The sequence below is a fragment of the Pseudomonas alkylphenolica genome, assembly GCF_004025535.1.
In the GTDB taxonomy this organism is placed as follows: Bacteria; Pseudomonadota; Gammaproteobacteria; order Pseudomonadales; family Pseudomonadaceae; genus Aquipseudomonas; species Aquipseudomonas alkylphenolica_A.
In genome coordinates this window covers 589,579-606,980 of record NZ_QJRG01000047.1, presented here as the reverse complement: position 1 = coordinate 606,980, position 17,402 = coordinate 589,579, and the positions used below count along the sequence as shown (strand labels likewise).

The following is a 17,402-nucleotide window of genomic DNA, read 5'->3' as shown; positions in this document are numbered from 1 at the left end:
ATGAAGATCGTCGTCATCGGAGGCACCGGCCTCATTGGTTCGAAGCTTGTCAAAAACCTCACCGAACGCGGCCACCACGCGTTCGCCGCCTCGCCCAACACCGGCGTCAACAGCATTACCCGCGAGGGCCTGGCCGCGGCGCTGGACGGCGCCGATGTGCTGGTCGATGTCGCCAACGCACCGTCGTGGGAAGACCAGGCCGTACTCGACTTCTTTGAAACCTCGACCCGCAACCTGCTTGCTGCCGAAGCCGCCGCCGGTGTCGGTCATCACATCGCCCTGTCGATCGTCGGCTGCGAGCGCCTGCCCGACAACGGTTACTTCCGCGCCAAGGTCGCCCAGGAAAACCTGATCAAGGCCTCGGGCCGGCCGTTCACCCTGGTGCGCGCCACACAGTTCTTCGAGTTTGTCGGCGGCATCGCCGAGTCGGCCAGCGTCGGTGACGAAGTGCACCTGTCGCCAGCACTGATCCAGCCCATGGCCTCCGACGATGTTGCCGCGGCGCTCACCGAGGTGGCACTGGCAGCACCGGTCAACGCCACGCTGGAAATCGCCGGCCCAGAGGCCATGCCGCTGGACGAACTGGTGCGGCGCTATTTCCGCGCCACCGGCGACACCCGCAAAGTGGTGGCCGATGTGCACGCGCGCTACTTCGGTGACGTGCTCGATGACCAGTCCCTGACCCCGGGCCATAACCCGCGCCTGGGTGCGATCCACTTTGAAGACTGGCTCGCCCGCTCGGCGCGCTGATCCCCAACCTCCACGAAGGAGTACTGCAATGTTCACTCGAATCCTGATGGCCGCTGCCTTCGCAGCGCTGTCGATCGGCACTGCTTCGGCCGCCGACCCGGTTCCCGGCAAAGTCACCCTGGTGTTCGACCGCGTCCTGCCGAACGTACCCGGCAAGAGCATGCGCGGTGTGCTGGTGGAGTACGGGCCAGGCGCCGCGTCGCCAGCCCACACCCACCCCAAAACCGCCTTCATCTATGCCACGGTGCTGGAAGGCGCGGTGCGCATCCAGGTCAACAACGAGCCGGAAAAGCTCTACAAGGCCGGGGAAAACTTCGTCGAAGAGCCCGGCTCTTTCCACGCCGTCAGCGCCAATGCCAGCGACACCCAGCCTGCCCGGCTGCTGGCGGTGTTCGTGCTCGACAGCAGCGAAAAAGACCTGGTGACCCCGGTAAAAAAATAACTCGCCAAACCGGCTGATCGCTCCTCGCCGGCCGCCTGCGGCTGGCAAGGGGCAACGGCCCAGTACAGGACAACTGCCATGAACGCGCTCGAGGACACTGCCACCCAGGCCAGCGGTGCAGGCACCGGGACCGGTGCCGAACAGCCGTTGCGCAGCAAGAAAAAATGGCTCGGCGTACTGCTGTGCGCCAGCGCCCTGGTCGTGTTGGCCGGTGGTTGGGCCGTGGCCTACACCAGCGGCACCACCAGCACCGACAATGCCTATGTCCGCGGCGATGTGACCTCGCTTGCCGCCAAGGTGGCCGGTTATGTCACCGCCGTGGACGTCCAGGACAACCAGCGTGTACGCGCGGGCGACGTGCTGTTTCGCATCCACGATGATGATTACCGTGCCCACCTTGCCCAGGCCGACGCCAATCTCAAGGCGGCCGAAGCCCGCCTGAGCAATGTCGATGCCGAATCGCGCCTGCAACACGCACTGATACGCCAAGCGCAAGCCCAACAACGCTCGGCTGGCGCCGAGATGAACCTCGCCGCCAAAACCCATGAACGCAGCCGCAAGCTGATCGTCAGCCAGGCCGTAAGCCAGGCCCTGGTCGACGAAACCGGCGCCGCACGCTCGAACGCCGAGGCCACGGTCGAGGCCGCCTCGGCCACGGTCGAGGCGCAACAACAACGTATTGCCGTATTGCTGGCCCAGCGCGAAGCCGCCATGGCCGCCGTCGCCCAGGCTCAGGCTGCGCGCGAACTGGCACAAATCGACCTGGACAGCACCCGCGTGCGTGCCCCGGTAGACGGTGTGGTCGGCAACCGTCAGGTGCGTGTCGGTCGCTTCGTCACACCGGGTGCCGCCCTTCTCGATATCGTTCCTGTCGACGATGTCTGGGTAGTGGCGAACTTCAAGGAAACCCAGCTTGAGCACCTGCGCCCCGGTCAGACCGTGAGTATCCGCGTCGACGGCTACCCCGACGACGCCCTCGAAGGGGTGATCGACAGCTTTGCCCCGGGCAGCGGCTCGGCCTTCAGCCTGCTGCCCAGCGACAACGCCACGGGCAACTTCGTGCGCGTGGTGCAACGGGTGCCGGTGAAGATCCGTCTGGCCCACAACCCGCTGCCGGGGCGCATCGTGCCCGGTCTGTCGGCCCGCGTCGAAGTGGCGCTCGGAGGTGGCTCATGAACACCGCCAGCCTGGCCGGGCATCAACAATTCTCGCGCAGCAGCGCCGTGCTGCTGATCATCGGCGTTGTCCTGGCGACCTTGACCGAAGCTATCGCCAGCACCGTATTGGCGCTGGGGCGCAGTGACATCCTCGGCGACACCGCTGCCACCCCCGACGAGTTTGCCTGGTTGGACGTCGGCTACACCGCCTTCAAGTTGATCGGTTTCATGACCGCGTCCTGGCTGCTGAGCCGCTGGCAACCACACCATGTGGTCATCGTCGCCACCCTGGTCATGGGCCTGGCCTGCGCCGTGACCGCCCTTACCGCCCGCCTCGGCCTGCTGGTAACCCTGCGTATTGCCCAGGGCTTTGCCGGCGGCACCCTGCTGGTCGGCGGCCAGGCGATTCTTTTTCGCAGCTTCGCCCGCGCTCACCAACCGCTGATTCAAGCGCTGTTCGCCATGGGCGCCGTCGTCGCGTCGGCGACCCTCGCCCCGGCCCTGCAAGGCTGGTTGATCGACCGCCACTCCTGGGGCTGGATCTTCTTTTGCGTGGTGCCACTGGCACTGGCCGCCGGCGGCCTGCTGCTGATCGCCGATGCATCAGCCCCCACCCTCACGGCACACCACCCCTTTGACCGGGTCGGCTGGCTGCTGATGGCGGCCAGCCTGATGTGCTTTACCTATGTGTTGAGCCAGGGCAGCCGCTGGGACTGGTTCGACGCGCCGCGCATCGTCTGGCTGACCCTGATCGGCAGTGCAACCCTGCTCGCTTTCATTGGCCATCAACGTGTGGCCAAAGGCGCAGGTCTTCTGGACTTCAGCCTGTTCCAGTCCAGCGACTTTTCCTTTGCATTGATCGTCAGCTTTGTCGCCGGTGCCGCGCTGTTTGGCAGTGCCTTCCTGATTCCGGCATTTGCCCTGTCGGTGCTCGGCTTGCGGCCGACCGATGCCGGGCTGCTACTCTTGCCCAGTGGTGGCTGCTTTATCGTTGCGCTGCTGATCGCGGCCTGGCTCATGCAGGCCCGGCGCGTCGCGCCCTTTGCTACCGTGCCCTTCGGCATCCTGATGATCATGGTAACGATGGGGATGTTGTCCGGTTCCAGCGCCGACAGTGGCGTAGACGACATGCTGGCGGGCGTACTGCTGCGTGGGCTGGGCCTGGGCTTTCTGTTCCTGTCGATCACCCTGATCGCCTTCAGCCACTTGCACCCGCGCGACCTGGCCGGTGGCATCGGCCTGTTCAACACCGGTCGCCAGTTGGGCGGGCTGATGGGCGTAGCGGCCTTGCAGACCCTGATCGAGCACCAGGTAGCCGCCAGTACCGTGGTGCTTGGCAGTCACCTCACCCCGGGCACTGGCGCGGTTATCGAACGCCTGTCGGCCGTGACTGCACAACTGGCCGACAAAGGCATGGATGCGGTGGCCGCCGGCCGCGCAGCGACCACCCTGCTGGCGCGGGCGCTGTCGGGCCAGGCGTTGGTGATTGCCTTCGACACCGCGTTCCTCGCCGTGACCCTGCTATTCGCAGTGGCGGCGCCGCTGCTGGTGGCGATCAAGATCGGCTTTGCGCGACATGCCAAGCACAGGCTCAACCTTCCTGACACGCGAGGGATGTGATGAACGAACCCACCGAATCGACCCGACACCTGCAACAGATCCGCCGCTCCTCGCTGTTTCGCTGGGCGACGCTGCTGCAATGGATAGGCATCGCGCTGTTCCTGCTGGCGCTGGGCCTGGCACTGTTCACCGACCTTCACCAGGATCTACGCGGGGTCGTGCTGATTGCCGTGCTCGGCATGCTGGGGTTGCTGTCGCTGGTGCCGGCACGCTTCATCCTGACCGTGCAATTGATGACGCCGCCCGGGGCAAACAAGCCCGAGCGGCGTCAGAAACCACCGAAGTGATCACCTGCTTCAGAATCGCCCACTCAAACTGACCAGGAAGCTGCGCGGCTCACCGTAAAGGTTGCCATACCCGGTTGAGGAGACCGTGCTGTAGTACGTCTTGTCGAACAGGTTGTTGCCGTTGAGGGCGACCGTCCAGTGCTCATCCAGATCGTATGCTGCGCGCGCGGAGTAAATCGCATAGCCGCTTTCGACGAACGAGTAGTCCAGCGAGTCGCCAGCGCCCGCGCCCATCGGCACCACCGTGCCCGATTCGCTGTGTTCACTCTGGGCCACCACACCGGCGCCGAGACTCAAGGCGGGCAGGCGCTGGAAGCGGTAGTCACTCCACAGTTTGAACAGGTGACGCGGGGTGTGGGTGCTGAACCGGGCATCACCGTCACGCTTGTTTTCGTTCGAGTTGAAGGTGTACCCCAGTGCCACCTGCAAGCCCGGCAACACTTCGCCGTTGAGCTCCAGTTCAAAGCCCTCACTCAACTGGTAACCATTACCGACGTAGCAGCAGGACGTCACCGCGCCCCATTCGCGCGGATAGTTCGGATCGGTCTGACCCTCGCCCTTCTTCTCGATACGGTACAGGGCAAAGCTGGCCAGTAACCTGCCGTCAGCCAGTTCGCTTTTTACACCGATCTCGTAGTTGGTGCCGGTCAACGGCTCCAGCGCCTTGCTGCCCGGTGGTGGGCCCTGCAGCAACGTGGCCTGGGACTTGTAGATCTCGGCGTGGCTGGCGTACAGGCTGGTGGTGGGCGTCAGGTCATAAACGATGCCGTAGTACGGCACGAACTGCGGGTCTTCCTCGACCGACGACAGCTTCTCGCCCGTTGCCCCGACGTACTCGGTATCCTCCTTGAGGGTGTAGCGGCCGCCCACGATCAACGAAAGGTCATCCATCGGCCGAATGCGCAACGAAGTGTACGAGCCGACTTTCTTCACGTCGGTAGAGGTGTCCGGGAAGTTCTCCGCCGTCGGGTAATAGGGTGGCAGGGTTGGCGAGAACACCGAGTCTGCATACAGCTCGTTCCAGTAGCTACCGCCCTTGCCTTCCTTCTTGCTGGCATCGACGCCGACCGTCAGGTCGTGCACATGGCCAAACAGTTCGAAGGCACCCTGCAGGTTCAGGTCGAGGGTGGTTTCCGTGGTGCGGAAGTCGTGCTGGTTGTTCCACCACACTCCGCCCTCGCCGGTCACCGGGTCGATGGGGTTCTCCAGCTCAACGACGTTCTGCGCGTTCTCATTGATGTTGTGGCGGACGTTGGCCACGGCTTTCCAGGAGTCGTTGAGCTGTTGATCCAGGCGCGCGAACACCGTGGTGCTCTCGATGTCGTTCCAGCTCCAGGGCGTGGTCAGGTTGGTGCTGCGCGGCAGGCCGAGGTCGCTGCCATCCGAGTAGCGCCCGAGGGTGTTGCGCACACCATTGAGGTCGTCGCGCTGGTGGCTGACGCCAAAGAACAGCAAGGTGTCTTCGGTCGCATCGAATTCGAACGAGGCGTAGTTCAGGTTGCGCTTCTTGTGGTCGTAGTCGACGAAGGAATGCTTGTCTTCGAGCACGCCAACGTAGCGACCACGCAGGCGTCCGTCCAGGCCCAGCGTGCCGGTGACATCGAACTCGCCGCGGTAGTTGTCCCAACTGCCGGCCGAGGTCAGGGTCTTGACCTGGGTTTCGGCCATCGGCCGCTTGTACATCAGGTTGATTACCCCGCCCGGCTCGCCAGCACCGTAAAGCCCGTCGGCACCGCGCAACAGGCCGACACTGTCGAACTGGGCCAGGTCTTCGTAACGGCTGCTGTCGAGAATGGTCGAGGTTGCGCCGCCCTCGTAGCGCACGTTGGTGATCTCGAAACCACGGGACACATAGGTGTTCTTGGCCCAGGCTTCCTTGCGGGTGACCCCGGTCATCTGGTTCATCACCTGGTCCATGGTCTTGAGTTGCTGGTCCTCCAGACGCTTGTTGGTGATGACGGTGACCGACTGGGCTATCTCGCGCAGCTTCTGCGGGCCCTTGCCACCGATCGCGGTCATCCCCGGCGCATAGCTGCCGGAGCTTTCGGTGTTTTCGGCAAGAAATTCGCCTTCAACGCTGGTGGCCGACAGTTCAAGGCCGTGCGATTGCTCGGCCGTCTCCTCGGCCACCGACTCTTTGGCCGCGACCTCAAGGGTTTCAGCCCTCGCCGGGTCCGGCAGGAAAACAGCGGTAAATCCTAGGCACAGGTGAAGCGGCAGCGGTTTAAGCCGGGAGAGATGACGGGGGAGCATGCGCAAGATCCAAATGGTAATTATTTTCGTTTGCGAATTATTTATATCCGCGAATAATTTTCAAGAGATTTCTTACAAAATATTTTGCGCATGCCTGACCGGTCTTCAGCGAATCGCCGAAACACAAGGATCACTTCAATTCGACAACCTCATGTTTGCACCCGCAGGTAATCCCTGGCCCAACCTCGGTAATCCTCAACCGCACTGAAACGCGCTACCCGCTGTGTCGGGCTCAAACCCTCGGCGCAGGTGCGGCCGCGCTGTTCTCGCAGGCTGTGGTACGTGGCATTGACGGCTGCAAAGTACGCGCCATGGCCCTCAACCACGATGCGTACGCCCAGCTCGGGCAGACAACCTTCATTACCCAGCGCCGGGTTGCCGTAGGTCACCAGCATCAAGGGTACGTTCAGGCCTTCGGCGATTGCGGCAAGTTGATCGATGTCTTGCACGCCGACCAGACAAATGCCATCTGCGCCAGCGTCCTGATAAGCACGGGTGCGCTGAATGACCTCGGGTAGCGGCTGCGCCCCGGCATGCGTACGAGCGATGAGAACCAAGCCCGTGTCTTCACGCGCCTGGCGCGCGGCGCACAGTTTGCCGATGCCCTCCTCGACACTGATCAGTTCGGTTGGCTGGCCGTCGAAACGGGCCGGCAACTGGGTGTCTTCGAGGGTCAGTGCAGCGACCCCGGCGCGCTCCAGTTCAGCCACCGTGCGCATGACGTTGAGGGCATTACCGTAGCCGTGATCGGCATCGGCGATTACCGGCAGACGTGCCACTCGGCCAATGCGGGTGGCCTGTTCGACAAACTCGCTGAGGGTGACCAGGGCGATATCGGGGGCGCCCAGTACTTGCAGGGAAACAACCGAGCCGCCAAGAATGCCGACTTCAAAACCGAGGTCGGCGGCGATCCGCGCCGACAAGGGATCAAAAACCGACGCGGCGCGCAGGCAGACAGGGCTGGCAAGCTGCGCGCGCAAGGCGCTGCGCAGCTCAACATGAGTGGCTTTGGGCATGGTGATCTCTTTGAGGTGAACCGGGCGCGCACGGCGTCCTTGCCGCAGGCCCCGGTTGTGTCACTTGATGAAGCGGACCTGGCTGTTGATCTTCTCTATGATCGAGCCCTTGCGCTCGTTGAAGCGCGCCTTGTTCTGTTCGAACAGGTTATTGCCCTTGGTATCGATGGAAATGATCAGCGGACCAAACTCGCGCACGCGGTTGACCCACAAGGTTTCGGGCATGCCCAGGTCCTGCCACTCGGCGCGCTCGATCGCCTCGACCTTGGTCGCCGCAAGCACTGCGCAGCCGCCCGGGAACACGGCATGCACAGCTTTGTTTTCGAGGCAGCCGGTAGTGGTCTCCGGGCCCATGCCGCCTTTGCCGACAATCAGTTTGACCCCGGTTTCTTCAATGAACTGCTTCTCGAACTTTTCCATGCGCATGCTGGTGGTCGGCCCTATCGAAACCATCTCGAAGCTGCCATCGTCTTTCTTGCGCACAATGGGCCCGGCGTGAAAGATCGCCCCGCCACGCAGGTCCACCGGCAGTTCGCGCTTGAGTTCGATCAGGCGGCGGTGTGCCACGTCGCGGCAGGTCACCAGCTGGCCGGTCAGGTAAACCACATCACCAACGTTGAGGCCGGCCAGGTCCTCGTCCTTGATCGGGGTGCTGAGGATCTTTTTCACAGTACTACTCCTTCGTGGGAGAGGATGTCGTAGGTCAGGTCGGCATTGATGCGGATCTTGCCGCGCCGGTGGGCCCAGCAGCCGGTGGACACCGCCACGCCGATGGTTGAGGGGTGGCGCGCCGACGATTCGATGTTCACGCCCATCACACTGCTGTTGCCGGTCAAGCCTTGCGGTCCGATACCGATCTCGTTGAGGCCGTCTTCCAGCAGACGCTCCATCATTGCCGCGTTTTCGTTGGGGTGGCTGGAGTCCACCGGGCGCAGGATGGCCCGTTTCGACAGACGCGCAGCGGTCTCCACCGAGGTCGATACGCCCACGCCCACCAGCAGCGGCGGACAGGCGTTGACCCCGCGCGAGGTGATCACGTCGAAGACGAACTCGGTCACGCCCTCGTAGCCCTGGCCGGGCATCAGCACCTTGGCCGAGCCGGGCAAAGTGCAGCCACCACCGGCCATGTACACATCGACGATGGCATGATCGGCATCGGGGATGATTTCCCAGTCCAGCCAGGGAATCTTCGAACCGGTGTTGGTGCCGGTATTTTTCTCGACGAAGGTTTCCACCGCGTTATGGCGCAGCGGACCTTTGATGGTCGCCTCCCTGGTGGCGTTTTCGAGGATGCCTTCGAGCTCGCTGAGCAACGGGAAGCGCGCGCCGGCCGAGATGAAATACTGGATCACCCCGGTGTCCTGGCAGCTGGGACGGTCGAGCTTGTCGGCGTAGTCCTGGTTCTCGGCCATCGAGTCGTAGACAGCGATGGCCAGCGGATTGGTTTCCGCTGCGCGCAATTTCGCGGTCTTCTCTTTTACGTCCTTGGGCAAGCGTTTGCCGATGTAGGCAGTGAACTTGGCCATCACGTCGGTCAATGTTGATACGGCTGCTTCTTTATCCACGGTTGTTCTCCTCATTGCATCACAAGACAGGTTTCACAGGACGTTGCACGGCGAGCGGTGCGGCCTGCTGCGCCGGGGTTTGCTCCAGCACGGGGCCGCCTTCGAGCACCTGGTCCATTTGTTGTTTGTCGAGCGCACCGACCCACTTGGCGATGGCCATGGTGCCGACGGCATTGCCAATGGTGTTGGTGATGGCCCGCGCCTCCGACATGAAGCGGTCGACGCCAAGCAGCAGCACCATGCCGGCCACCGGAATGTTGTCCATGGTCGCCAGGGTCGCGGCCAGGGTGATGAAGCCCGAGCCGGTCACCCCCGCCGAGCCTTTGGAGGTCAGCAGCAGTACGCCGAGCACGATCAGCTGATCCATCAGGGTCAACGGCGTGTTGGTGGCCTGGGCGATGAAAATCGCGGCCATGGTGTAGTAGATGCACTGGCCGTCCGGGTTGAAGGTCAGGCCCGAGGGGATCACCAGACCGACCACCGGTTTGGACACACCGACCTTCTCCAGCTTGGTCATCAGCTGCGGCACCACCGATTCCGAAGAGCTGGTGCCGAGCACGGTGAACAGCTCCTCCTTGAGATACTTGAGGAACTTCCACAGGCTGAAACCCGACAGCCGCGCGATGGAGCCGAGGATGACCACCACGAACAGAAAGCAGGTCAGGTACATGGTCGCCATCAGCTTGCCGAGCGACACGATCGAGCCCAGGCCGTACTTGCCGACGGTGAACGCCATCGCCCCGCAGGCAGCCAGCGGCGCAACGCGCATGATCATGCCGACGATATGGAACATGCCGTGGGAGAAGGCTTCGAGCACATCGACGAAGGGTTTGCCGCGAGGCCCCAGGTGCGACAGGGCAATGCCGAACAGGGTTGAAAACAGCAGGATCTGCAGGATCTCGTTCTTGGCAAACGCGTCGGTGACACTCGCCGGGATCACATGCAGGAGAAAGTCGCTGAAGCTGCCAGAGCCGCTCGCCGCCGCCGAGGTGTAGGTGGCGATGCTCTTGGCATCGAGGGTGGCCGGGTCGACGTTCATGCCCTGGCCGGGCTGCACCAGGTTGACCACGATCAGGCCCAGCACCAGGGCGAAGGTCGACAGCACTTCAAAGTAAATGAGTGCGCGCACCCCCACCCGGCCCAGCTCCTTCATGTTCTCCATCTTGGCGATGCCAAGCACCACGGTGGCGAAAATGATCGGTGCGAAGACCATCTTGATCAGTTTGATAAAGGCATCGCCAATGGGCTTGAGGTCGACACCGACGTGGGGCCAGAACACCCCCAGTACGATGCCCAGGGCCACGCCTATCAGCACCTGGACATACAGCTTGCCTATCAATCGTTTGGCCATTATCTGCTCCGCATTATTGTTGTGAGTCGGATTCTTTCTGGCGGCTGGGCCACTGGCAGTGGCAAATCAATAGCCCAGGTTTTTTGTGGTTAATCACGGGAGCTAAAGGTAATGGCTTTTCAAAAATGCTGTAATACAATGAAATTCACTTCATTATTTACTTCAGGTTAATTATGAACCCGGTCTCGGAACTGGCCTTTTTTACCCAGCTGGTCAAGGTCGGCAGCCTCGCCGCCACCGCCCGCGAGCTGAACCTGACGCCGCCGGCGGTTTCCAAGCGCCTGGCACAGCTGGAACAACGGCTTGGCGTGCGCCTGCTCAACCGCACCACGCGCAGCATCAGCCTGACCGCCGAGGGCGAGACTTACCTGATCAATGCGCAGCGGATCCTGGGTGAAATCGAGGAGATGGAGCAGCAGGTGTCCAGTAGCCGGGCCGCGCCCAAGGGCCTGTTGCGGGTGAACGCGCCGCTGGGGTTCGGGCGTACCCATGTGGGGCCGGCAATATCGTCATTCGCCCGGCGCTACCCGGAGGTCGAGGTGCAACTGCAGCTCACCGACCGACCGATCAACCTGCCGGACGACGCCATCGACGTGGCCATCCGCTTTGGCGAGCTGCCCGATTCACGCCTGATCGCCCGCAAAATCGCCGCCAACCGCCGCCGCCTGTGTGCGGCACCGGCGTACCTGCAGGCCTTCGGCTGCCCGCAAACGCCCCGCGAGCTGCTGCAGCACAACTGCATCGTGCTGCGCCAGAACGATGCCGCGTTCGGCAGCTGGCGGCTGAGCCGGGGCAAACAGAGCGAGTCGGTGAAAGTGCGCGGCACCCTGAGTACCAACGATGGCGAGGTGGCATTGAACTGGGCGCTGGATGGCCAGGGCATCCTCATGCGCGCCGAATGGAACCTCGCCGACCACCTGCGCAGTGGTCGCCTGGTCGAGGTGCTCAGCGACTATCACACGCCCCCGGCCGACATTTACGCGGTGTACCTGGAGCGCCTTAACCTGTCGGCCAAAGTGGCCTTTTTTATCGAGCACCTGCGCGAGTTTTTCCGCCGCAATGCCGACGGTCCGGACGACAGCCTGGCAGGCTGGCAGTAAGCCGCCGCCCGGAGAACCACCGGGGTCATCAGCGGCGGGTGATAACCGCTTCCAGGTATTCGCTGGGCACCACCAACGACGACGGACCGGCCACGTTGTTGTCGTTGATCAACTGGGTCAGGTCGCGTTCCAGGGCGCTGGCAGCCTCACTGTCCAGAGAGGCAAAGGCCTTGTGCACCGGCCCGTACCAGGTGCGGAACACCTCGATGAAATGCGCCGCCGAGCGGTAGCGGAAATTGAACTGCTGGCGGCTTGCATTCAGGGCTCCGATGCTGTCGGCGAACAAGCTGCGCAATTGTTCTTCGTCACCCCAGCGCGAAGGCGGCAGCGCACCGGCGGGTGGCGGTACATGTCCCCCCAGGGTCTTGAACAATTGCCCGATAAAGCCTTGCGGGGTCCAGTTGGCCAGGCCGATCCGGCCACCCGGGCGACACACCCGGGCAAGCTCGCGAGCGGCTTGCGCCTGATCGGGGGCGAACATCACGCCAAAGGTGGAAATCACCGCATCGTAAGCGCCGTCGGCATACGGCAACGCCTCGACATCGGCCACCTCGAACACCACCTTCAACCGTTCCGCCTGCGCCCGTTCCTCGCCGCGTTTCAACAGCTCGGCGACATAATCAGTTGATCGGACCTGACAGCCGCGGCGTGCCGCGGCCAGGGTGGCATTGCCGTTGCCGGCGGCGACATCCAGGACTTTTTCATCCCAGCGCAAGTCGCAGGCCTCGGCCAGTCGCTCGCCAACCAATTGCAGGGTGGTGCCGATCACGGCGTAGTCGCCGCTGGCCCAGGCCGCCTGCTGGCGGGCCTTCAACGCTTTCAAATCCAGGGGAGTGCTCATCTTCTGCACCTGATTTATCCGCGCGGTCATCATCTGCTGGCGGTCAACGCCAGCGTGAACCAATAGCTAAACGCCAGGCCCGAAAACCGGCAAGGGCTACCGGGCCGGGCGTCAGACCGGTTGGATACATGCTTAGCGCGCTTGGGCATTAACCCCTAGACATCCACCAAAATCCTGAACCCACCATAAATCAGGCGCTGCCCATCAAACGGCATCGGGTTCTGGTCAGGCTGCAGGCGCGGGTCTTCCATCATCTTCTTCATCCCGGCGTCCCTCACCTCCCGCGAGGGCCAGAGAATGAATGAAAACACCACCGTCTCATCGGGCTTGCATTTCACCGCCAGCGGGAACGAGGTGACCTTGCCTTCGGGCACATCATCGCCCCAGCATTCGACCACACGCTCGGCGCCACACTCTTTGAATACCACCGCCGCCGCGTCGGCATGCTGCTTGAACTTTTCGCGGTTGGCCGTTGGTACGGCGAGCACAAAACCATCGACATAGGACATGACCTTGACTCCTGCAGAAGGGTTGAGCTGATCGGGGTGATCTGTGCAGTAGTCGAATGGCTGGCGAAGGATTCGACAGGCGCTGCCAACGGCTGACAGGCGGTCGGCTCAAGCGGCGAAAATCGTCCCTTCCAGACGGCCGATCGCCCCGGCTTGCAGCGGGCCGACTATCCTTGAAGGTAGCCGCGCCCAGGCTGTCGGTGCGGGCCATGCCGTTGCGGTTCGGTCTTGCGAGGAGACGAGAAATGAGCGCGTTGCGAACAGGTTCGCTGACACTGGCGATCTGCATGACCCTGGTGATGGCAACGGGCATTGCCCGGGCCAAAGAACTGCCGGTTCCGCTGGTCACTGGCGAGCAGTGGACGCAGTCAACGGCGGAGTTCAAGAAGGTTTACCTGATCGGCATTGCCAATGCCTTTGAAGTGGAAGCGGCCTACCATGGCGACAAAAAGCCGACTGATGAGCAGAGCCTGATTCCTCGTTTTGGCAGAGGCCTGAAGGGCCAGACGCTCGATACGGTGCGCCAGGGCATCGATACCTGGTATGCCGCCCACCCTGATCAGCTGAAACGGCCGGTCATTGAAACCATCTGGTTCGAAATGGTAGTACCAGGGCTGAAGCAGAACCCATAGCGGAGATGAACATGAAGCGGTTTCTAGCGTTTACCGCTGCCCTCACGGTCGCCAGCCTGGTCGGCTGCACCAACATGAGCTCGCAGCAGCAAGGCACGCTCAGCGGCGCGGCTATTGGTGCCGCAGCAGGCGCCGGTATTGCGGCAATTTCCGGTGGCAGTGGCTGGACTGGCGCGGCACTTGGCGCTGCTGCGGGCGGGGTTGTCGGGCATATCCGAGGCGGTAAGTAGCACCATCAGGCACATCGGGTCGCGTGAAGCCGACGCTGCACGCGACCCTGGGTGCGGACGTTATTTCAGGAAGTTCAGGTCCAACGGGTAATCAAGGATGATACGGGTCTGGTCCAGGTCGTTGGCAATCGCGCCATAGTCGCCACCGGTGCGCATGGAAGCGTGCAACAAACGCAGCGAAAGGTTCTTCGCCGGACCCGATTGCACCACGTACTTGACCCACAGGTCCCGCTCCCACTGCGAGCCATCGTGCACCGCCTGGAACCGTGAGTAAGCACCCGAGGCATTGCGGCCGTCGATGTCGGTACCGCGAATGTAGCGCGCAGTAAAGGTCAGGCCCGGCACACCGAAGACCACTGCATCCAGATCGTAACGGGCACTCCAGGCCTTTTCGTTGGGGCTGTTGAAGTCGCTGCCCTGTGACGCCGCATCCAGTTCGATGTCAAAACTGTTCCAGACATAATCGAACGGTTGGTCGCCATCAATCTGGGTAAACGCCAGTTCAACTTTATGCCCGCCCAGCGCATAACCTGCGCGGGTGCTCCAGGCATCGTTGCGAATGGAACCCAACAGCGCCGCACCGGTATCGCGGGTGCGGTAATAGTTGATGCCGGTATTGAACGTGCCGCCTACGGCTAATGGCACTCGGTACTCTATGGAAGCAAATTGCTGGTTCCAGATATCGTCCAGTTCAGAGCCGAACAGTTTGACTTTTACATTGTTGATGCCGGTGTAAACACCACCGTAATAACTGACAAAGTCGCTGTCTGCCTGACGCCCACCATAGGCCGTGCCCAGATGCCCGCCATGATTGGGTTGTGCCCGGTCGCTACTGGAGACGAAGCGCCCGGCATTGAGTGTCAGGCCGGCGAAAGAACGGTCGGTGACATTCCAGCCTCTGAGGGTTTGCGGCAACAAGCGGATATCGCCGTATTTGAGCACCGGCGAATCCGGAAACAGGTCGCCATAGGCCAACTCAGTGCTGGCAATGCGCATTTTCAGGGCCCCGCCGGCCTTGGAATACTCGCTTTTCGGGTCGCCGTCGTTATCACGCGAGACGATGCCGCCATTGCCGATGCCATCGCCGACCCGGCCTTTGCCACCGTCGAGTTTGACCGCTCCCATGTAATGCAGGTCAAGGCCAAAACCGACCAGCCCCTGGGTAAAGCCGGAATTGAACTTGGCCAGTACCCCTTGCGACCACTCCTGACGGTAACTTTGCCGTTCGCCATCGAAGTTGGTGTAACTGCCGTTACGGTTATCTGCGTTCCAGTAAAAGTTTCTGAAACCTACAGTCGTCGTACTGTCTTCGATAAAACCGTTATTTGCGTCTGCTGCGCACACCACTGCACTGCTCAAGCAGACACTTGCGCCGGCCATCCCCAAGGTAAAAAATTTAAGCCACATAATACACTCCCTTATTGCCAGCTATCAGAACGGCAGCGTGAAGATTTATTGTTATTAACCAGGTTGCTATGGATCGGGCAGCACTCAACCCGACCACTAACTTGCGCATGGGCGCACGTGGCACTGTTATTGTTTTATGTATGGATCGATATACCCGGGCCGGGTGCGACGGCGCACTACCCGGCCCGGGAAGATGAAACTCGGTGTTAGGCGGTCATACCGTCGAAGAACCGTGTGGCGTTTTCATCCAGGGTGGCGATGTCATAGCCGCCCTCCTGCACCACCACGCACGGCAGCCCCAGCGCCTTGATGCGCTGCCCCAGCAGGCGGAAGCCTTCATGGCTGACGGCAACCTTGGATTGCGGGTCGTTTTCGTAGATGTCGAAACCCAGCGACAGCACCAGCACGTCGGGGGCAAAGGCACGCAGGGCTGCTTCTGCCTGGTCCATGCAGGCGAAGAAATCCGCTTCGCTGGCGCCATGCGCCATCGGCAGGTTCAGGTTATAGCCCTCACCGATGCCGGAGCCGGTTTCATCGTCGAACCCGGCGACCACCGGGTAGAAGTTGGTGGGGTCGCCATGAATCGACACGTAGAGCACGTCGTCGCGGTCGTAGAAGATTTCCTGGATGCCCTGGCCGTGGTGCATGTCGGTATCCAGCACGGCGACCTTGGCGAACTTGCCGCGCAATACCTGGGCGGCAATCGCAGCGTTGTTGAGAAAGCAGAACCCGCCGGCCGCTTCAGCGCGGGCATGGTGCCCCGGTGGCCGGCTCAAGGCGTAGGCGGCGCTGTCGCCTTCGATCACCGCATGCGCCGCGGCCACCGCGCTTTGCGCCGACCAGTACGCGGCCTGCCAGGTATGCGCGCCGATCGGGCAGCTGCCGTCTGCCAGGTAACGGGCGGTCTTGCCGAGGACCCCGCGCAGCGGGTTGCCTTCGCGAATGTAGATGTTGGACATCACCTCATCGCCCCAGTCCTCCGGCACTTCGTGCCATTGCTGGTACGCGGTGCGCAGGTACTCCAGGTAGGCCGGACTGTGCACGGCGGCCAGCGGTGTCTCGCCATGGTCGGCCGGTTCAAGTACCGGGTAACCCAGTTTCCCGGCCACTGCCAGCAGCGGGTCGATACGGTCCGGTACTTCCTGCGGCTCGCGCATTTGCCCCCGTGACAGGTAGGAACGTGGATGGTGCAGGCGCTGCGCCGGGTGGAAAAACGTTTTCATTGATGACCTCGTTCAAAGGTAATGCATGTTCTGTGCGCCACCGCCCAAGGGGATCGCGGCGCCCAGTGATTAGTTCGCTGTCCGCTCAATAGCCCAGTTCGGGATCGACCAGGTTGTTCAATGCCAGCCCTGCTGTCAGGCGCGAGACGTTTTCGGCCACCTGCTGGGCAATACACGAATCCGAGGCAGCGGACGCCATGTGCGGCGTCACCCATACTCCGGGCGTGCGCCACAGTGGCGAATCGGCAGGCAACGGTTCGCGCTCGAACACATCGAGCAAGGCGCCGCGCAATTGTCCGTCCGCCAGGGCCTGGCTCAGGTCTGCAGGGTTGAGGTGCTGGCCCCGACCGCAATTGATCAGCGCAGCGCCTGGCGCCAGGTGCTGGAACACCTCGCGGCCCAAAACGCCCTGGGTAGCAGGCGTCAGCGGCAGCAGGTTGACCAGCACGTCCAGCCCCTGCAGAAAGTCCGGCAGCGAAGACGCCCCGTTGAAGGTCGTCACCCCGTCGATCTCCCGCGGCGTGCGGGCCCAACCGCGCACGTCGTAGCCGGCCTGCGCCAGCCGTATGGCCACCGGTGCACCAATCGCACCCAGGCCCATCACCCCGACCTTGAATGCCTGTGCCCGCCGCTGCAACGGGCGCTGCCAGCGCTGTGTGGCGTTACCGGCGATCACCTGGTCGAAGCCACGGTGAAAGTGCAACACGCCCCAGTGCACGTATTCGCTCATGCCCTGGGTGTGATCCGGGTCGACCACCCGGCACACCGGCACCGACGTATCGCGCGAAGTATCTTGCGCCAGGTGGTCGACGCCCGAGCCAATCGAGTACACCAGGCGCAGGTTCGCCAAAGCGCCCAGGCTACCCGCGGGCGGGAACCAGCAGACCGCGACTTCGGCCTGCTGCGCACCGTCATCACCAGGGCGCAGCACGGCAAGATGCGGGGTATGGCGGGCGAACAGCGCGGCCAGCCAATCCGTCAACGCAGGGTCCTGACACAGCAAAATGAGACGGGTCATG

The 17,402-nt window shown here is 62.5% G+C and carries 18 protein-coding genes; 8 read left to right on the top strand and 10 right to left on the bottom strand.

Features of this window, described 5'->3' with window-relative positions; translation table 11 throughout:
* From DM813_RS18100 to DM813_RS18080, 5 genes are all read left to right on the top strand, one after another.
* Nucleotides 1-750 (top strand): SDR family oxidoreductase, encoded by a 750-nt coding sequence (locus DM813_RS18100; protein WP_128324749.1) that lies wholly within the window; start codon nt 1-3, stop codon nt 748-750.
* A 28-nt stretch (nt 751-778) separates the two neighbouring features.
* Nucleotides 779-1,192 carry a cupin domain-containing protein gene (locus DM813_RS18095; protein ID WP_128324748.1) on the top strand — a complete coding sequence of 138 codons (414 nt, stop codon included), beginning with the start codon at nt 779-781 and terminating at the stop codon, nt 1,190-1,192.
* 78 nt (nt 1,193-1,270) lie between these two features.
* Nucleotides 1,271-2,368 carry an HlyD family secretion protein gene (locus DM813_RS18090; RefSeq protein ID WP_128324747.1) on the top strand — a complete coding sequence of 366 codons (1,098 nt, stop codon included), beginning with the start codon at nt 1,271-1,273 and terminating at the stop codon, nt 2,366-2,368.
* On the top strand, nt 2,365-3,969 hold the full coding sequence (locus tag DM813_RS18085; protein WP_128324746.1) for an MFS transporter: 1,605 nt from the start codon (nt 2,365-2,367) through the stop codon (nt 3,967-3,969). The genes DM813_RS18090 and DM813_RS18085 overlap by 4 nt, the downstream gene beginning before the upstream one ends.
* On the top strand, nt 3,969-4,256 hold the full coding sequence (locus DM813_RS18080; protein WP_128324745.1) for a hypothetical protein: 288 nt from the start codon (nt 3,969-3,971) through the stop codon (nt 4,254-4,256). Before DM813_RS18085 ends, DM813_RS18080 begins: the two co-directional genes overlap by 1 nt.
* A gap of 9 nt (nt 4,257-4,265) precedes the next feature.
* Here DM813_RS18080 and DM813_RS18075 read toward each other — a convergent pair whose 3' ends face one another.
* From DM813_RS18075 to DM813_RS18055, 5 genes are all read right to left on the bottom strand, one after another.
* Nucleotides 4,266-6,509: a TonB-dependent siderophore receptor gene (locus DM813_RS18075; RefSeq protein WP_128324744.1), complete on the bottom strand. Its 2,244-nt coding sequence runs from the start codon at nt 6,507-6,509 to the stop codon at nt 4,266-4,268.
* Between the two features lie 149 nt (nt 6,510-6,658).
* On the bottom strand, nt 6,659-7,525 hold the full coding sequence (locus tag DM813_RS18070; protein WP_128324743.1) for an isocitrate lyase/PEP mutase family protein: 867 nt from the start codon (nt 7,523-7,525) through the stop codon (nt 6,659-6,661).
* Nucleotides 7,526-7,585: 60 nt separating this feature from the next.
* Nucleotides 7,586-8,194, bottom strand: a complete 609-nt coding sequence (gene ttdB / locus DM813_RS18065; protein WP_128324742.1) for a L(+)-tartrate dehydratase subunit beta — start codon at nt 8,192-8,194, stop codon at nt 7,586-7,588.
* Nucleotides 8,191-9,090, bottom strand: a complete 900-nt coding sequence (gene ttdA, locus DM813_RS18060) for a L(+)-tartrate dehydratase subunit alpha (protein ID WP_206617402.1) — start codon at nt 9,088-9,090, stop codon at nt 8,191-8,193. Before ttdA ends, ttdB begins: the two co-directional genes overlap by 4 nt.
* 19 nt (nt 9,091-9,109) lie before the next feature.
* Nucleotides 9,110-10,441 carry a dicarboxylate/amino acid:cation symporter gene (locus tag DM813_RS18055; protein ID WP_241653193.1) on the bottom strand — a complete coding sequence of 444 codons (1,332 nt, stop codon included), beginning with the start codon at nt 10,439-10,441 and terminating at the stop codon, nt 9,110-9,112.
* A 173-nt stretch (nt 10,442-10,614) separates the two neighbouring features.
* Between DM813_RS18055 and DM813_RS18050 the strand changes: the two genes are divergently transcribed.
* Nucleotides 10,615-11,541, top strand: a complete 927-nt coding sequence (locus DM813_RS18050) for a LysR substrate-binding domain-containing protein (RefSeq protein WP_128324740.1) — start codon at nt 10,615-10,617, stop codon at nt 11,539-11,541.
* 28 nt (nt 11,542-11,569) lie between these two features.
* Here DM813_RS18050 and DM813_RS18045 read toward each other — a convergent pair whose 3' ends face one another.
* Nucleotides 11,570-12,382, bottom strand: coding sequence for a class I SAM-dependent methyltransferase (locus tag DM813_RS18045; protein WP_128324739.1), 813 nt, complete (start codon nt 12,380-12,382; stop codon nt 11,570-11,572).
* A gap of 155 nt (nt 12,383-12,537) precedes the next feature.
* The gene (locus DM813_RS18040; protein ID WP_128324738.1) at nt 12,538-12,891 is read right to left on the bottom strand and encodes a DUF1428 domain-containing protein; all 354 of its coding nucleotides are present in this window, start codon (nt 12,889-12,891) and stop codon (nt 12,538-12,540) included.
* A gap of 245 nt (nt 12,892-13,136) precedes the next feature.
* Here DM813_RS18040 and DM813_RS18035 point away from each other — a divergent pair, with 245 nt between their 5' ends.
* Both DM813_RS18035 and DM813_RS18030 read left to right on the top strand, forming a co-directional pair.
* Entirely contained in the window at nt 13,137-13,523 is a 387-nt protein-coding gene (locus DM813_RS18035; RefSeq protein ID WP_206617401.1) for a hypothetical protein, read from the top strand.
* A gap of 11 nt (nt 13,524-13,534) precedes the next feature.
* Nucleotides 13,535-13,753, top strand: coding sequence for a YMGG-like glycine zipper-containing protein (locus DM813_RS18030; protein WP_128324737.1), 219 nt, complete (start codon nt 13,535-13,537; stop codon nt 13,751-13,753).
* Nucleotides 13,754-13,813: 60 nt separating this feature from the next.
* Here the strand turns inward: DM813_RS18030 and DM813_RS18025 are convergent, their stop codons facing one another.
* The 3 genes from DM813_RS18025 to DM813_RS18015 all read right to left on the bottom strand — a co-directional run bounded on the left by DM813_RS18025 (nt 13,814) and on the right by DM813_RS18015 (nt 17,401).
* Nucleotides 13,814-15,160: an OprD family porin gene (locus DM813_RS18025; RefSeq protein ID WP_128324736.1), complete on the bottom strand. Its 1,347-nt coding sequence runs from the start codon at nt 15,158-15,160 to the stop codon at nt 13,814-13,816.
* Nucleotides 15,161-15,366: 206 nt separating this feature from the next.
* Complete coding sequence (locus DM813_RS18020; RefSeq protein WP_128324735.1) at nt 15,367-16,383, bottom strand: histone deacetylase family protein; 1,017 nt, start codon at nt 16,381-16,383, stop codon at nt 15,367-15,369.
* Between the two features lie 85 nt (nt 16,384-16,468).
* Nucleotides 16,469-17,401 carry a 2-hydroxyacid dehydrogenase gene (locus tag DM813_RS18015; RefSeq protein WP_128324734.1) on the bottom strand — a complete coding sequence of 311 codons (933 nt, stop codon included), beginning with the start codon at nt 17,399-17,401 and terminating at the stop codon, nt 16,469-16,471.
* Between the last annotated feature and the right edge of the window lies 1 nt (nt 17,402).

What these genes read in the sequence shown, in the direction of transcription:
- DM813_RS18100 (WP_128324749.1), top strand. Translation starts at nt 1, where the DNA reads ATGAAGATCGTCGTCATCGGAGGCACCGGCCTCATTGGTTCGAAGCTT.
- DM813_RS18095 (WP_128324748.1), top strand. Translation starts at nt 779, where the DNA reads ATGTTCACTCGAATCCTGATGGCCGCTGCCTTCGCAGCGCTGTCGATC.
- DM813_RS18090 (WP_128324747.1), top strand. Translation starts at nt 1,271, where the DNA reads ATGAACGCGCTCGAGGACACTGCCACCCAGGCCAGCGGTGCAGGCACC.
- DM813_RS18085 (WP_128324746.1), top strand. Translation starts at nt 2,365, where the DNA reads ATGAACACCGCCAGCCTGGCCGGGCATCAACAATTCTCGCGCAGCAGC.
- DM813_RS18080 (WP_128324745.1), top strand. Translation starts at nt 3,969, where the DNA reads ATGAACGAACCCACCGAATCGACCCGACACCTGCAACAGATCCGCCGC.
- DM813_RS18075 (WP_128324744.1), bottom strand. Translation starts at nt 6,509, where the DNA reads ATGCTCCCCCGTCATCTCTCCCGGCTTAAACCGCTGCCGCTTCACCTG.
- DM813_RS18070 (WP_128324743.1), bottom strand. Translation starts at nt 7,525, where the DNA reads ATGCCCAAAGCCACTCATGTTGAGCTGCGCAGCGCCTTGCGCGCGCAG.
- DM813_RS18055 (WP_241653193.1), bottom strand. Translation starts at nt 10,441, where the DNA reads ATGGCCAAACGATTGATAGGCAAGCTGTATGTCCAGGTGCTGATAGGC.
- DM813_RS18050 (WP_128324740.1), top strand. Translation starts at nt 10,615, where the DNA reads ATGAACCCGGTCTCGGAACTGGCCTTTTTTACCCAGCTGGTCAAGGTC.
- DM813_RS18045 (WP_128324739.1), bottom strand. Translation starts at nt 12,382, where the DNA reads ATGAGCACTCCCCTGGATTTGAAAGCGTTGAAGGCCCGCCAGCAGGCG.
- DM813_RS18040 (WP_128324738.1), bottom strand. Translation starts at nt 12,891, where the DNA reads ATGTCCTATGTCGATGGTTTTGTGCTCGCCGTACCAACGGCCAACCGC.
- DM813_RS18035 (WP_206617401.1), top strand. Translation starts at nt 13,137, where the DNA reads ATGAGCGCGTTGCGAACAGGTTCGCTGACACTGGCGATCTGCATGACC.
- DM813_RS18030 (WP_128324737.1), top strand. Translation starts at nt 13,535, where the DNA reads ATGAAGCGGTTTCTAGCGTTTACCGCTGCCCTCACGGTCGCCAGCCTG.
- DM813_RS18025 (WP_128324736.1), bottom strand. Translation starts at nt 15,160, where the DNA reads ATGTGGCTTAAATTTTTTACCTTGGGGATGGCCGGCGCAAGTGTCTGC.
- DM813_RS18020 (WP_128324735.1), bottom strand. Translation starts at nt 16,383, where the DNA reads ATGAAAACGTTTTTCCACCCGGCGCAGCGCCTGCACCATCCACGTTCC.
- DM813_RS18015 (WP_128324734.1), bottom strand. Translation starts at nt 17,401, where the DNA reads ATGACCCGTCTCATTTTGCTGTGTCAGGACCCTGCGTTGACGGATTGG.